General features: G+C 74.2%; 13 protein-coding genes. 5 read left to right on the top strand and 8 right to left on the bottom strand.

The genetic code is table 11. The annotated features are described in order from the left end of the window. Positions 1-12 precede the first annotated feature (12 nt). The 3 genes from ACQUQ1_RS00210 to ACQUQ1_RS00200 all read right to left on the bottom strand — a co-directional run bounded on the left by ACQUQ1_RS00210 (position 13) and on the right by ACQUQ1_RS00200 (position 2,880). Entirely contained in the window at positions 13-867 is an 855-nt protein-coding gene (locus ACQUQ1_RS00210) for a DUF7530 family protein (protein ID WP_435062045.1), read from the bottom strand. Continuing rightward, positions 864-1,898, bottom strand: a complete 1,035-nt coding sequence (locus ACQUQ1_RS00205) for an NAD(P)H-binding protein (RefSeq protein WP_435062043.1) — start codon at positions 1,896-1,898, stop codon at positions 864-866. The genes ACQUQ1_RS00210 and ACQUQ1_RS00205 overlap by 4 nt, the downstream gene beginning before the upstream one ends. 109 nt (positions 1,899-2,007) lie before the next feature. Beyond that, the gene (locus tag ACQUQ1_RS00200) at positions 2,008-2,880 is read right to left on the bottom strand and encodes a YkgJ family cysteine cluster protein (protein ID WP_435062041.1); all 873 of its coding nucleotides are present in this window, start codon (positions 2,878-2,880) and stop codon (positions 2,008-2,010) included. 132 nt (positions 2,881-3,012) lie between these two features. On the opposite strand from ACQUQ1_RS00200, the gene ACQUQ1_RS00195 reads away from it, so the two are divergent. The 3 genes from ACQUQ1_RS00195 to ACQUQ1_RS00185 all read left to right on the top strand — a co-directional run bounded on the left by ACQUQ1_RS00195 (position 3,013) and on the right by ACQUQ1_RS00185 (position 5,560). After that, entirely contained in the window at positions 3,013-3,234 is a 222-nt protein-coding gene (locus ACQUQ1_RS00195) for a DUF7561 family protein (RefSeq protein ID WP_435062039.1), read from the top strand. Between the two features lie 95 nt (positions 3,235-3,329). Beyond that, entirely contained in the window at positions 3,330-5,246 is a 1,917-nt protein-coding gene (locus ACQUQ1_RS00190) for a helicase C-terminal domain-containing protein (RefSeq protein ID WP_435062037.1), read from the top strand. A 128-nt stretch (positions 5,247-5,374) separates the two neighbouring features. Continuing rightward, complete coding sequence (locus tag ACQUQ1_RS00185; RefSeq protein ID WP_435062035.1) at positions 5,375-5,560, top strand: hypothetical protein; 186 nt, start codon at positions 5,375-5,377, stop codon at positions 5,558-5,560. A gap of 98 nt (positions 5,561-5,658) precedes the next feature. Here the strand turns inward: ACQUQ1_RS00185 and ACQUQ1_RS00180 are convergent, their stop codons facing one another. The 4 genes from ACQUQ1_RS00180 to ACQUQ1_RS00165 all read right to left on the bottom strand — a co-directional run bounded on the left by ACQUQ1_RS00180 (position 5,659) and on the right by ACQUQ1_RS00165 (position 10,784). Beyond that, the gene (locus ACQUQ1_RS00180; protein ID WP_435062033.1) at positions 5,659-6,843 is read right to left on the bottom strand and encodes a 60S ribosomal export protein NMD3; all 1,185 of its coding nucleotides are present in this window, start codon (positions 6,841-6,843) and stop codon (positions 5,659-5,661) included. A 101-nt stretch (positions 6,844-6,944) separates the two neighbouring features. Beyond that, complete coding sequence (locus ACQUQ1_RS00175; RefSeq protein ID WP_435062798.1) at positions 6,945-7,946, bottom strand: SPFH domain-containing protein; 1,002 nt, start codon at positions 7,944-7,946, stop codon at positions 6,945-6,947. A 252-nt stretch (positions 7,947-8,198) separates the two neighbouring features. Continuing rightward, positions 8,199-9,347, bottom strand: coding sequence for a hypothetical protein (locus tag ACQUQ1_RS00170; RefSeq protein WP_435062031.1), 1,149 nt, complete (start codon positions 9,345-9,347; stop codon positions 8,199-8,201). Positions 9,348-9,464: 117 nt separating this feature from the next. Next, a complete protein-coding gene (locus tag ACQUQ1_RS00165; protein WP_435062029.1) occupies positions 9,465-10,784 on the bottom strand; it encodes a helix-turn-helix transcriptional regulator in 1,320 nt (439 codons plus the stop codon). Between the two features lie 62 nt (positions 10,785-10,846). Here ACQUQ1_RS00165 and ACQUQ1_RS00160 point away from each other — a divergent pair, with 62 nt between their 5' ends. Next, positions 10,847-11,029 (top strand): DUF7554 family protein, encoded by a 183-nt coding sequence (locus tag ACQUQ1_RS00160; RefSeq protein WP_435062027.1) that lies wholly within the window; start codon positions 10,847-10,849, stop codon positions 11,027-11,029. Between the two features lie 7 nt (positions 11,030-11,036). Then, the gene (locus ACQUQ1_RS00155) at positions 11,037-11,591 is read left to right on the top strand and encodes a 2'-5' RNA ligase family protein (RefSeq protein ID WP_435062025.1); all 555 of its coding nucleotides are present in this window, start codon (positions 11,037-11,039) and stop codon (positions 11,589-11,591) included. Between the two features lie 59 nt (positions 11,592-11,650). On the opposite strand, the gene ACQUQ1_RS00150 is transcribed toward ACQUQ1_RS00155, so the two are convergent. After that, positions 11,651-13,003 (bottom strand): cytochrome P450, encoded by a 1,353-nt coding sequence (locus tag ACQUQ1_RS00150; RefSeq protein ID WP_435062023.1) that lies wholly within the window; start codon positions 13,001-13,003, stop codon positions 11,651-11,653. Positions 13,004-13,009: the final 6 nt, after the last annotated feature.

Here is a 13,009-nt window from a genome sequence, read left to right as displayed (position 1 = left end):
CCGGTCCGGCGGTCACTCGCCGAGGAGCGACAGCCCCATCGCCGTCGCCGAGACGACGGTGACGGCGACGACGTGCCCGAGCATCGCCAGCAGCAGCACCGGCCGGTCGGCGATGAACGGGACCAGCGCGAGCTGTGCGACCGCGAACGCGACGTTGAGCGCGTCGAGCCGGCGGAAGCGGAGCGCGGTCCCCGGCCCCGTCGACAGCCGGAGCTCGCGGTACAGCGAGACGACGGCCGTCCACCAGGACGTGCCGATCCGGTAGCACAGGTCCCACAGCACCAGCAGCGCGAGGTAGACGACCGGCGTCGGCGGCTCCGCGCCGAACAGGTCGGACACGAGCGGTTCCTCGGCGACGGGCACCGGGAACGGGAGGAGCCGGGCGGCCGCCGAGGGCTCGCCGACCGTCGCCGGGTCGGTGACGAACAGGTGCGTGACGACCGCGACGAACGCCAGCACCGCCAGCACCACCTCGATGCTGGAGCCAAACAGCAGCCGGTAGTACGTCGGCGACACGTCGAGCGTCCGGTTCGACTCGCCCAACTTGAGCATGAGGTAGCTCCCGACGGCGGCGACGCCCACCGCGACGGTGCCGGCGGGGACGGCCGACCACAGCCCGTACAGGTGCGCGAACAGGAGCACCCCCGCCTCGAAGACGACGAGCTGGAGGCCGATGGCCGCCGCCCCCGAGAGGCTCGCCCCCGGGAGCGCGCCGACGATGCTCTCGTACACCCACGCCTCGCCGAACGCCGGCGGCGACCCGCGACGGGAGACGGGCTCGGAACCGGCGGCGGGGTCGTCGCCGCCTCCGGGGTCGGAGCCGGCGGCGCTCGCGGCGTCGTCGCGTTCGGCGGCCGGCCCGCTCACGCGGACACCTCGGGGTCCGACCCGGCGTCGCCGTCGGCCTCGGTGTCCCCGTCCGTCCCCGTCTCCCGCTCCGCCGGGACGGGCTCCCCGTCGTCCGCCTCCAGCCGGTCGAGCGTGACCCGGAGGGCCTCGTCGAACGGCGTCAGCTCGACGGGGACGTGCTCGCGGATCGCGTCGTCGCGGACGACGACGGGCGTGCGCAGCCCCTCGACGAGCGGGTCGACTACGCCGTCGGGGACGTCGGTGACGAGCCGGACCCAGCCCGAGGAGAGCCGCGGCGTGAGCACCGGCGCCGGGATCACCAGCAGGCGGCCGCCCATCGCCCGCCGGGTGCGCCGGAGCATCTCCTCGTAGGTGAGCACGTCGGGGCCGCCGATCTCGTAGGTTCCGCCGGCGGTCTCCGGGGCGTCGAGCACGCCGACGAGGTAGGCGATCACGTCGTCGACGAAGATCGGCTGACACTCCGTGCGCACCCACCGCGGCGTGATCATCACGGGCAGTCGGGCGGCCAGCTGTCGGACGATCTCGAAGCCCGCCGAGCCGGCGCCGACGACGATCGCCGCCCGCAGCGTCGTGAGGTCGTACGCACCCTCCCCGAGGATGCGGCCGACCTCGCGGCGCGAGCGGAGGTGGTCCGACAGCTCCTCGCTCTCCTCCCCGAGGCCGCCGAGGTACACCACGCGCTCCAGCCCGGCCGCGCTCGCGGCGTCGGCGAACCCCTCCGCCGCGCGGCGGTCCGCCTCGGCGAAGTCGGTGCCCTCGCCCATCGAGTGGACGAGGTAGTACGCCGCCTCGCAGTCGAGAGCGGCGAGCCACCGGCCGAGCGGCTGTGACGCCGTCTCCCCGGGGCCGGAGGCGAGGCGGACGTCGTCGGGCGCGAGGAGGTCGCCCTCGAGGACGCGCACGCCCTCGGGGGCGTCGTAGCCGTCGGCGTCGCGGACGAGCGCCACGACCTCGTGGCCCGCCGCGAGCAGCGCCGGCACGAGCCGACCGCCGACGAAGCCGGTCGCGCCGGTGACGAGAACACGCATACCGTACCCATCCCCGCCGGCACCGATAACAGTTGGTCCCGGCGGACTCCGCCGGCGCGACCCCGTCGGTCCGACCCTCTCCGTCCCCGTCGGTCCCGGTAGGCGGCCCCTACTCCCCCCAGTCGTCCGTCTCGGGCGCGCCGCGGTCGACCTCGACGGCCGCGGGGTCGGGCGCGTCGGTCGCGGGGTCGCCGGGGTCGGCGGCCGCCGCGCGCCAGTCGGCGTCCGCGCGGCCGGCCCAGGAGTCGGCCGCGAGCACCCGCTCGCGCTCTCGCTCGCGCCGGTCGTCGTTCACGGCGCCGGTGCCGGGCGCGGACGCCGCGGCGCAGGCGACGAACTCCGCGCGGTCCTCGGGTGTCGCCTCGCCGGCGACGAGGCGGCCGACGGCGCCGTCGAGGGCGTCGGGGTCGGGGTGGAGGAACACGGTCGAGCCGAGCGCCCCCCGGCCCAGCGGCGGGGGCGGGAGGTCGGCGGGCACCGCGTCGTCGACGAGGCGCTCGCCGGCCTCGCCGTGGACCCGCTCGACGCGCTCGCACTCGGTCTCGGCGTCGAGTTCGAGGTTGTGGCCGGGGTAGACCCGGCACCGCTCCGGGTAGCGGTCGGTGCCGTGGATGCGACACCGGAGCGTCTCGGGGTCGAGGAACGCGCAGGCGTCGAGCCAGACGCGGTCGCCGCCGAACGGGGCGACCGGCTTCGGCGTCTTGCGGAGGCCGACCAGGAAGGCGGGGCGGCCGCCGACGGCGGCGACCGCGTGACCGTCGATCCGGACGCTGGACCCGCCGTCGGTCTCGAACAGCCGGGGGACGAGCGCGTCGCCGAGGCCGTCGGCGACGAACCCGCGGACCTCATCGCGCGAGAGCGGGACGAGGTGGTAGGCGTCGTCGAGCGCGCGGTAGCGCCCCTCGCGCTCGCGGTCGTCGGGGGCGCCCAGCGGCCGCCAGTCGATGCAACAGCCGGCGCACCCCTCGCAGTTCACCTCCATGCGTGTCACGAGAATACACGGCCGGCCGCGAAGAAGGTGTCCCCGGGCGGCGCCGCGGGGCGGGACGAACCGGTCCCGGCGGCCGCACGGGACGAGCCGCGGGCTTATCACCCGGCACCCCCGAGAGAGCCCATGAGCACGCAGCGCTGTGACGGCTGCGATCGGCGCGTCCGCCTGGGCGGGGGCATCGGCGACCTCTGGTCGTTCGAGACGGGCAGCACCGACGGCCTCACGCTCGAACTCGCCGACGGCTCCGACCACTTCCTCTGTTACGACTGCATCGAGGCGCTCCCCGACGACGAGGAGGTCCGCCGCGAGCACGTCGAGGCGCTCCCGAGCGACCCCGACGCGTAGGACCGCCGGCGACACGGGCGGGCGGGGCGTCCCCGTCGCGGTCCCGGTATCCGATACCCTTACCCGCCGGCCGGCGGTTCGGACGGACGAGAACCGTGGACCCCGACCGGATCCCCGAGGCGTTCCCCGCGCCCTCCTTCCGCGGCGCCCAGGAGCGGGCGCTCTCGGACGTCCGCGACGCCTTCGCCGACGGCAACCGGGTCGTCCTCGTGCGCGCGCCGACCGGCAGCGGGAAGTCGCTGCTGGCGCGGGCGGTCGCCGGCGCCGCGCGGACCGCCGGCGAGGCCAGCCCCTCAGAGGCGACGGGGGCCTACTACACCACGCCGCAGGTGTCGCAGCTCGACGACGTGGCCGCGGACGACCTGCTCGACGACCTGAACGTGATCCGCGGGAAGTCCAACTACACCTGCATCCTCCCCGGCGAGGAGGACACCCCGGTGAACCGGGCGCCCTGTGCCCGCCAGCGGGGCTACGACTGCTCGGTGCAACACCGGTGCCCGTACTACTCCGACCGCGCCATCGCCTCGAACCGGCCCATCGCCGCGATGACGCTGGCGTACTTCATGCAGACGGCGGGCTCGGACGTGTTCCGCAAGCGGGACGTGGTCGTCGTCGACGAGGCGCACGGCCTCGCGGAGTGGGCGGAGATGTACGCGACGATCGAACTGTCGCCGCAGACGGTCCCCGTGTGGGACGAGGTGGGAGTGCCGGACGTCCACAACGACGAGGTCGGTCCCGTCGAGCGAACCGCGCGGTTCGCGAAGGCGCTGCTCGGCGTCTGCGAGCGCGCGAAGGACGACCTGCTCGCGAAGGGCGACCTCACCCCCGAGGAGGCGGCGAAACGGGACCGCCTCCAGGAGCTGATCTCCGAGCTGAAGTGGTTCCTGGAGGACTACCGCGACGCGGAGTCGGCGACGACGTGGGTCGTCGACCAGCCCGACGGGGAGGGCGGCGCGCTGACGATCAAGCCGCTTGACCCCGAGAAGTACCTGAAGCACACGGTGTGGGACCGCGGAAACCGCTTCGCGCTCCTGTCGGCAACCATCCTGAGCAAGGAGTCGTTCTGCCGGGGCGTCGGCCTCGACCCCGACGAGGTGGCGCTGGTGGACGTGGAACACACCTTCCCCGTCGAGAACCGTCCCCTGTACGACGTGACGCGGGGGAAGATGACCTACGAGCGCCGCGACGAGACGCTCCCGAGGGTCGCGCGCCTCTGTCTGCGCCTGATGGCGAAGCACCCCGACGAGAAGGGGCTGATCCACGCCCACAGCTACGCCATCGCGAACCGGCTCACCGAGCGCCTCGAACAGTTCGGCGTCGGCGCGCGGGTGCGCAGCCACGACAGCGACGACCGCGACGCGCAACTGGAGGCGTGGAAGGCCAGCGACGACCCGGAGGTGTTCGTCTCCGTGAAGATGGAGGAGGCGCTGGACCTGAAGGGGGACCTGTGCCGGTGGCAGGTGCTGTGCAAGGCGCCGTACCTCAACACGGGCGACTCCCGGGTCGCCGCGCGCTTGGAGAACGGCCAGTGGGGGTGGTACCACCGCGCCGCCCTCCGCACCGTCATCCAGGCGTGCGGGCGGGTCGTCCGGGCGCCCGACGACTACGGGGCGACGTACCTCGCGGACACGAGCCTGCTCGACCTGTTCGAGCGGGCCGAGGCCGACACGCCGCCGTGGTTCCGCGACCAGATCGACCGGATGAGCGAGCCCGACCTCCCCGAGTTCGACCCGGCGGCGGCGCTGGCGGGAATCGGCGCCGAGCCGGGGCCGAGTTCCGGCGCCGGCCACGGGATCGGTCGCGGACGGGCGGGCCGCGGGGACGGCGGAAGCGGCGCGGGCCGTGGCTTCTCCGGCGGCACCGGCCGGTCGTCCTCCTCCGCCTCGGGCTCCGCGTCGTCCGGGTCGACCGGGGCGTCGTCGGGAGGTGACGCCACGGAGGGCTCACGGGGGGCGGACGACGAGGACGACCCGATGGCGGACCACCCGCTGTCGGACGTGTGGGGGGAGTAGCCCCTTCGAGAGCCGGCGGTTTCCGGGTACGTCCTAGTATCACCTGAGTCGAGAGCGGCGATCCGCGCCGCATATCATGACATATTATCTCACGAAGGATTATGTATTCCCTTGGAGATACGTCGAGTATGACCGTCCACGGCGTCGACACGGCGCTGACGCTGTTCGCCGCGGGAACGCTCACACGGACGCAGGCCGCCCGGAAGGCCGGCGTCGACCTCGACCGCTTCGACGAGCTGTGTCGCCGGCGCGGCATCGAGCGCGTCACGGCCGCGGTCGACCCGAGCGGCCCCGCCGGGATCAACGCCGACTGAGCGGCCCCGCCGCTCCGGCTCCGTTCTCCGCGGAGGAAGCGTCGCCCGCGAGCCGCGCGTGCCGCGGGAGCGACGGAGACGCGACGGGTACGCGACGCTTACTCGGCCGGGTCAGCGGGGTCGACCGCGGCGTCCGCTGCGCCCCCGTCGTCCTCGCCGCCGGCGTCGACCGCCGGCGGCAGGACGAACAGCCCCGCGTCGGTCTTCACCACGTCGGCGGTCGCGGCGTCGTCGGCGACGCCCGCGGGCCGCGCGACCGTCACGGCCTCGTACGTCTCGGGGTCGAGCACCTGCACCGCGTTCTCGTCCTCGACGGCGACGACGGTCGTCTCGACGGCGTCGTCCGCCTCCCCCACCTTCTCGGCGTCGGGCGTCTCGCCCTCCTCGAAGCGGGCCTCGTACGGCTCGCCGGTGGCGAGGCGGACGCCCTTGAGGTTCCCCCGCACCGAGCGCACGAGCACCGGGCCGTCCCCGTCGTCGGGGTCGATCACGTCGCCGGGGCGGAACTTCGGCAGGCGGACCGCGAAGGTGACCCGGTACACCTCGTTGCCGTCGCCGTCCTCGGTGACGAGCGTCGGCGCCTCCGAGTAGCTCCCGCCCAGTTCCTCGGTGATCTGGGTGGCGACGGCCTTGCCGAGCTTGTTGGTCGAGAGCTTCACGTCGGTGCCCTCCTCGCGCTCGATCACCTCGGTGACGAACGACTCGCGGTCGCCGTCGGCCTCGCGCTCGGCGACGAGCGACTCGGCGATCTCGACGGCCCTCGACTGCTCGGCGGGATCCGGTATCCGCTCGCGCCCGCGGATCTGCACCTCCGCCGCGTAGCTCCCCCCGGAGATGCGTCCGCAGCGGTCGCAGGTGCCGCGGCTGATCTTCACCGGGACGACGACCTCCTCCTCGACGTGGACGCCGCGGACGACGCCCGCGAACGTGCAGTGCATCCGGATCGTGTTCTGATCGACCTGCTCGGGCTCGACGCCCCACTGCACCCCTTCGGCCTTCAGGTGGACCGCCAGCGCCTCCGACACCTCGTCGACGGCGACGTCGGTGTAGTCGCGGGCGCCGACGTCGACCCAGCGGTTGCCGCGGTGGACCGCGCCGCAGCCGGAACAGACGGTTACCTCGACGCGGTCGGGCGCGTCGACCAGCTCGAAGTCCTCGAGGTAGCAGGCGTCACAGAGCACGCGGTCCCGCTCGCGCGGCTCCCCCGGGAGCGGCTCCTCCCGCTCGGGAACCGGGTCGCCGCAGCGGGGACAGAACTCCCGCCGCTCGCGCGTGTCGCTCATTGGACTCTCGGTACACGGCAGAGCCGGTTAAACGGCGCGACTGGCCGCCCGCTCGCGTCCGCGGACGCGACCCGCCCGGCTCGCCGGCGCCCCCGACGCCGTCACTCCGCCTCGTAGGTCGACTCCCACTCCGGGTTCGCCTCGGCGCCGTTCCGCGCCTCCGGTTCGAGCATCTCGGCGACGGAGTCCAGGCCGAGCAGCTCCCGGTCGTCGTCGTCGAACTCGAGGGAGTCCAGCGCCGCCGAGTCCTGCACGTCCGACCCCGAGAGCTGTTCGCCGTAGCGGCCGAGCAGGCTCGTCAGCTCCTGCGGGATCACGAAGGTGGTGGAGTCGCCCTGCCCGATCGACGCCAGCGTCTCCAGCCCCCTGTCGACGATGGCGCGCTCGCCCATCGACTCGGCCGCGCGGGCGCGCAGGACGGTGGAGATGGCGTCCCCCTGCGCCTCCAGCACGGAGGCGACCTTCTCGCCCTGTGCGGAGAGGACGTCCGCCGTCCGCTCGCCCTCGGCGGTCTCGACGGCGGCGCGGCGCTCCCCCTGCGCCTCCAGGATCATGGCGCGGCGACGGCGCTCGGCGGAGGTCTGCTCCTCCATCGCGTCGAGGACCCCCCGGGTGGGCAGCACCTCCTTCACCTCGACCATCTCGACCTCGACGCCCCACTCGTCGGTCGGCCCCTGCAGGCCCTCGCGGATGCGGCGGTTGATCTCGTCGCGCCGCGAGAGCGTCTCGTCGAGTTCCATGTCGCCGATGACCGCCCGGAGGGAGGTCTGCGCGAGCAGCGCGGTCGCCCGGCGGTAGTCCTCCACGTTGAGGAACGACCGCTCGGCGTCGACGACGCGGATGTACACGACCGCGTCGGCGGTGACCGGGGAGTTGTCGCGGGTGATCGCCTCCTGGGTCGGCACGTCGATCGTCTGGACGCGCCTGTCGAACCGGTAGGTCCGGGAGACGAACGGGGGGATCAGGTGGATCCCCGGGTCGAGGAGCCCGCGGAAGGAGCCGAGCACGGTGAGCGCACGCTGCTCGTAGGCCTGTACGATCTCGACGGTCGAGAGCAGCGTGACCAGCGCGAGGACGAGCAGCATCCCCCCGAGGGCGTACATCGTCGGGAGGAGCACCCACGCGAGGAGGGCGAGCGCGACGCCGACGCCGAGCTGGACCCGGCCGTCGTCGGGGAGGAGGTCCGGGAGACCGACCTCGCCGGCGCTCGTTCGACCCAGCGTCCGAAAGAACCGTCCGCCGGCGTCGTTCATGCATTCGGGTTGGACGACACGCTACTTACACGTTTCGCGGGATCGAGCGGCGACGGGTCGACGCCGGCGGTCGGAGGGGAGTCGGCGCGGGGGCGCGCGACCTCAGCGGGGCGCGAGGTACGGGCCGTCGTCGACGCGACGGTCGCCGTCGTCCTCGGGGGTGTCGGTCGGGGCCGGGGTCGGGGTGCCGTCGCCGGGGGAACCGTTGCCGTTCCCACGGCTCTCGTTGTCGTCGCCGTTCGCGTCGCCGGCGTCGCTGTCAGATCCGCCGCCGGCGCCGGTCCCGGTCGAGCCGTCGTCGGAGCCGTTCCCGTCGGCGGCGCCCCCCGAGCCGTCCGCGCCGGCGTCGGTACGGTTCGCGTCCCCGCGGTCGTCGTCGGAGCCGTTCGTGGTTCCCGGCGTACCCGGCGGTCCCCCGTCGCCGGTCGCGTTCCCGTCGCCCTCGCCGGCGCCGGCCGTTCGGGTCGCGTTCCCGCGGTCGTCGGCGTCCTCGCCGTTCCGGCCCGCTCCCTCGCTCCGGTTCGCGTTCCCGCGGTCGTCGCCGCCGGGCGGGCCGGCGGCGCCCTCGCCGCGGTCGTCGGTCTCGTTCCCGTTCTCGTCGCCGTCACCGTCGCCCGGTCCCGCGTCGTCGGGGGGACCGCCGTCCCCGTTGCCGGGGTTCTCCGGCGGGCCGGCGTCCTCCGGCGGACTGGGAACGCCGACGAGCCCGTTGCCGGTCCCGTTCCCGCCGATCGCGCGGGCCGCCTCGGCGGCCTCGCCGGCGGACAGTTCGGAGGCGTTCCGCCTGAGCTCGGCGAGCGCCGAGACGTTCACGCCGTGCTCCCTGAGCGTCTCCCGGGGGAGCTCCTCGGCGACCTCGCCGGTCGTGTTGAGGCGACGTTGGAGCGTCATCGTCTCGACGGCGATGCGCGCGAGCTTCGCGCGGTACTCGCCGCGGGTGATCTCCCCCGACTGGTAGCGCTCGCTGACCGTCTCCTTGCGCTCGCGTAGCTCGGCGAGTCGGTCGCGGATCGCGGCGGTCTGGCTCGCGACGACGGCCGCCTTCGACTCGTTCGACTCGGCGGCCGCCAGTCGCCGGTCGAGCGCCCGGCTCGCCACCTCGCCCTCCACCTCGGCGCCCTGAACGCCGACGACGCCCGCGAACGTCGCCCCGGGCTGGCTCCCCTCCGACTCCTGAGCGAAGGCCGCCGTCGCGGGGATCCCCGCGACGACGAGCATCGCGACGGCCAGGAGCACGGTCGTCCGACTCATAGTTCGGTCAAGCGCCCCCACTCACATATACCGTCCACTCGCTTCCGTCGGATTCACCCCGCTTAAGCGACGTTAAGCCGGCCACGTGGCCGGGTTCCGCGCGGCGCGGACGGCGGGTCACTCGTCGTCACCCGGCCGGTCCGGCTTCCCCGGGTGCGGTTCGTCGTCGGCGTCCGGCAGCCGCAGGACGTTCTCGCGGCCGAGCCGGAAGCTCTCGATCGTTCCGTCGTCGCGGAGGTCGCCGACGACCTGGCTGGTCCGGGCGGCGCTCCAGCCGAGTTCCTCGGTCACGTCCGCCTGCTTCATCCGCCCGCCGTTGTCCTCGACGAGCCGAACCACGCGCTCGTGGGGGCTGAGCAGTTCCTCCGGCGGCGTCGCGTCGGCGTCCGACTCCCCGTCGCCCGAGTCGGCGTCCGCGCCCGCGCCGCTCGGGTCGGACGCATCGGCGGCCGCGGTCGCGCCGTCGGCGTCCGCGGCGGCGCCCGCGCCGCTCGCGTCCCCCGTCGCCCCGGCCTCCGCTCCGGTCCCGGCGTCGTCCGGGCCCGACGGGGGCACGGTCGCGCCGTCGTCCGCGGCGAGCCCTCCGCCCCCGTCGCGCTCGTCGACGAGCGGGAACGTCCCCCGCCGCCGGAGGAGGAGCGCGCCGACGACGCCGAGGAGGACGACCGCGGCGGCCGCGAGGGACGCCGGGCCGACCGGGAGCACGGAGGCGGGCGCGACCGTCACGCGCGGCTGGTCGGGCCCGAAGTTCCGCTCGCCGCGCCAGGTGACGGAGGTGTCCGTGCGCTCGTCGGGCTCGGGCACGACCGTGCGCACCTCGTACCGCTCGGGCCACGCGACCGTCAGGACGGTCCCGGAGTCGAGGAACAGCCCAGCGAGCGCGTCGCCGGCGACGATGCGCTCCTCCGGGGTGGCCGCGAAGTTCTTCCAGGTGAACGTGTAGACGACGACGCCGTAGTCGGTGCTCGTGGGGAAGGCGTCGCGGCGGGCCGTCACCGAGAAGTTCGTCGCGGCCATCTCGCGGCCGGTCGCGTTCTCCGCGACCGCCACGGTGGACTCGATCCGCGCCGCGAACCGGTCGACGTACGCGGAGGAGTTCTCGCGGATGTCCGCCCGCAGGCTCTCGAAGGCCGCCGTCGTGTTCTCGTCGGTCAGCTCGATCCGGTAGGCGATCCGCCACGCGGCGTCGCCGTCGGGTTGGACCGTCGCCCGGAGGACGACCGTGTCGGCGGCCACGTCGCCCGTCTGGGCGAGGGCGCCGCCGAGGGCCGCGGAGTCGCCCGTCTCGGGTGCGGCGGGATCGACGGCCGCCCCGGCCGGCCGTGATCGATCGGCGGGGGCCGCGGCCGCGGGTCCCGTCGCGGTCGCGAGCGCCGGCGCGAGCGCGGCGAGCGCGACGAGGAGGGCGAGCAGCGCCGCGGCGGCGGGACGTCGCATACACTCCCTCACCCCCGGCCCGCCCAAAACGGTTTTCGTCGGCGGCGAGCCTACCGGGGGGTATGCCGCTCGACGTGGAGGACCTGCTGAAGATCGTGTTGGTGCTCGTGATCGTCTGGCTGGTCGTCGAGATCCTCACCGGGATCCTCGGCTTCGCGCTCGGCCTGATCGCCGGCCCCCTGAAGGGAGTCATCGGCGTCGTCATCGTCGTCCTGATCGTGCTGTGGCTGACGGACAACCTCTGATCGCGGCGTGTACAGCGTCAACGTCCCCGTCCCGTGGGCGGTCCGGCGGCTGGCCGCCTCGCTGGAGCCCGACCTGACCGGGTTCGCGTCGGTCCGCGACCGACACACGCTCGTCGTCAAGCGCCTCGACGGCCGCGACCTAGACGACCTCCACCGGATCCGCGAGCGGCTCCGCCCCGCCCTGCGCGGCGTCGCCCCGTTCGACCTCCGCGTGAGCGGGATCGACGCCTTCGAGGACCCGCCGCTGGGCGACGGACCGGTCGCGTTCCTCGCGGTGGAGGCCGTGGCAGGGACCGCCGGCGAGGGGGCCGACCGCGACCCCCTCCGGACGGTCCACGACCGCCTCGTCCGGGAGTTCGGCGCCGTCGACGGGCTGGAGGGGGCGGAGTACGTCCCGCACGTCACGCTCGCGCGCGGGTGGGACGGCCGGGGCGACCCCGCGGAGGGGGTCGAGCGCCTCCGCGAGCGCGACCTGGAGGCGGTGCGCTGGACGGTCGACGAACTCGGGATCTGGACGCGCGAGTACAAGGAGATCGCCGCGCGGGTGCCGCTCCGGGAGTGAGGCGGCGGGCGGATCCGCACGGGCCGGGGCGGGTGCGGGGGAAGGGGGGACGGACCCGGCTACCGCGAGGTGAGCCGCATCGGCACCGGGTGGTCCGGGTGCATCGTCAGCGACCCGCGGAGGTCGAGGTCGGGGCCCTCGTACGCGAAGTCGAACGCGCGCCCGACCGTCGCGAGGATGAGCTTCGCCTCCAGCAGCGAGAACTGCTTGCCGATGCAGTGGCGCGGGCCGGCCCCGAACGGGAAGTACGCGAAGCGGGGGCGCTCGGCGGCGCGCTCGGGCGCCCACCGGTCGGGGTCGAACGTCAGGGGGTCGTCGTACCACCGGTCCGAGCGGTGGATCACCCACTGCGGGAGCATCACCAGCGAGCCCTCGGGGACGCGGTAGCCGGCGACGCGGGTGTCCACCTTCGTCTCGCGGAACAGGGTGTAGACGGGCGGGTACAGCCGCATCGCCTCCGAGAGCACGCGGTCGGTGAACGTCAGGTCGCGCACGTCCGCGGCGGTCGGGTCGCCGTCGAGCGCGTCCACCTCGCGCTGGAAGCGCTCCTTCGCCTCGGGATGCTGAGAGAGGAGGTAGAAGGTGTAGGTGAGCGCGAGGGCGGTCGTGTCGTGGCCCGCCAGCAGCATCGTCATCAGCTCGTCGCGGAGGTCCCCCTCCGTCTGCTCGCCGCGCTCGTGGGCCCGGAGCAGGATCGACAGGAGGTCCATCGGCATCGGCGAGTCGACGGCGTCGCCGGCGGGGTCGGGCGCGGTCTCCTCGGTGCCGCGGCGGCGCGCCACGAGGTCGTCGATGACGCCCTCCAGCGTCGCGACGGCGTCGTGGAACTGTCGGTTCTCCCGCGTCGGCGCCCACGAGGGGATCACCGCGCGGATCGCGTTCGGCTCGAACCGCCGGCCCAGCGGTTCGAGGTTCTCCTGCACCGTCTTCACCCGTTCCTCGGTGATGTCGGTGCCGAACATCGCGGTGACGATGACGCGGACGGTGAGTCGGGCGAGCTCCAGTTGCACGTCGATCCGGTCGCCGTCGCTCCAGTCGGCCATCGCCTCGCGGGTGTGGCCGACGATGGCGTCGTCGAGGCCGGCGATGCGGCGGGCGTGGAACGCCGGGTTCGCGAGGTCGCGCTGGCGGCGCCAGCGGTCGCCCTCGCTCATGAGGAGCCCCTCGCCGAGCAGGTCGTCGACGGCGTCGTCGAGGTTCGGCTTGCCGTAGGCGGCCCACTCGGAGACGAGCACGCGCTCGACGTCCCGGGGGTTCGTGAACATGTACGTCTCGCGGGGGCCGAGGTCGAGGCGGATCACGTCGCCGTAGGCGTCCGCCACGTCGCTCATGAACGAGAAGGGGTCCCGGGAGTAGCGCCGGCCGTTGCCGAACACCGGCTCGCCGCGGGGACCGGGCGGTCGTGTGCTCATGGGGGG

The sequence above is a fragment of the Halobaculum sp. EA56 genome (assembly GCF_051195075.1).
GTDB lineage: Archaea > Halobacteriota > Halobacteria > Halobacteriales > Haloferacaceae > Halobaculum.
This window is presented reverse-complemented; position numbering and strand designations above follow the sequence as displayed.

Coding starts and splice junctions, on each gene's coding strand:
- ACQUQ1_RS00205 (WP_435062043.1), bottom strand. CDS start 1,898: ATGCGTGTTCTCGTCACCGGCGCGACCGGCTTCGTCGGCGGTCGGCTC.
- ACQUQ1_RS00200 (WP_435062041.1), bottom strand. CDS start 2,880: ATGGAGGTGAACTGCGAGGGGTGCGCCGGCTGTTGCATCGACTGGCGG.
- ACQUQ1_RS00195 (WP_435062039.1), top strand. CDS start 3,013: ATGAGCACGCAGCGCTGTGACGGCTGCGATCGGCGCGTCCGCCTGGGC.
- ACQUQ1_RS00185 (WP_435062035.1), top strand. CDS start 5,375: ATGACCGTCCACGGCGTCGACACGGCGCTGACGCTGTTCGCCGCGGGA.
- ACQUQ1_RS00180 (WP_435062033.1), bottom strand. CDS start 6,843: ATGAGCGACACGCGCGAGCGGCGGGAGTTCTGTCCCCGCTGCGGCGAC.
- ACQUQ1_RS00175 (WP_435062798.1), bottom strand. CDS start 7,946: ATGTACGCCCTCGGGGGGATGCTGCTCGTCCTCGCGCTGGTCACGCTG.
- ACQUQ1_RS00170 (WP_435062031.1), bottom strand. CDS start 9,347: ATGAGTCGGACGACCGTGCTCCTGGCCGTCGCGATGCTCGTCGTCGCG.
- ACQUQ1_RS00165 (WP_435062029.1), bottom strand. CDS start 10,784: ATGCGACGTCCCGCCGCCGCGGCGCTGCTCGCCCTCCTCGTCGCGCTC.
- ACQUQ1_RS00160 (WP_435062027.1), top strand. CDS start 10,847: ATGCCGCTCGACGTGGAGGACCTGCTGAAGATCGTGTTGGTGCTCGTG.
- ACQUQ1_RS00150 (WP_435062023.1), bottom strand. CDS start 13,003: ATGAGCACACGACCGCCCGGTCCCCGCGGCGAGCCGGTGTTCGGCAAC.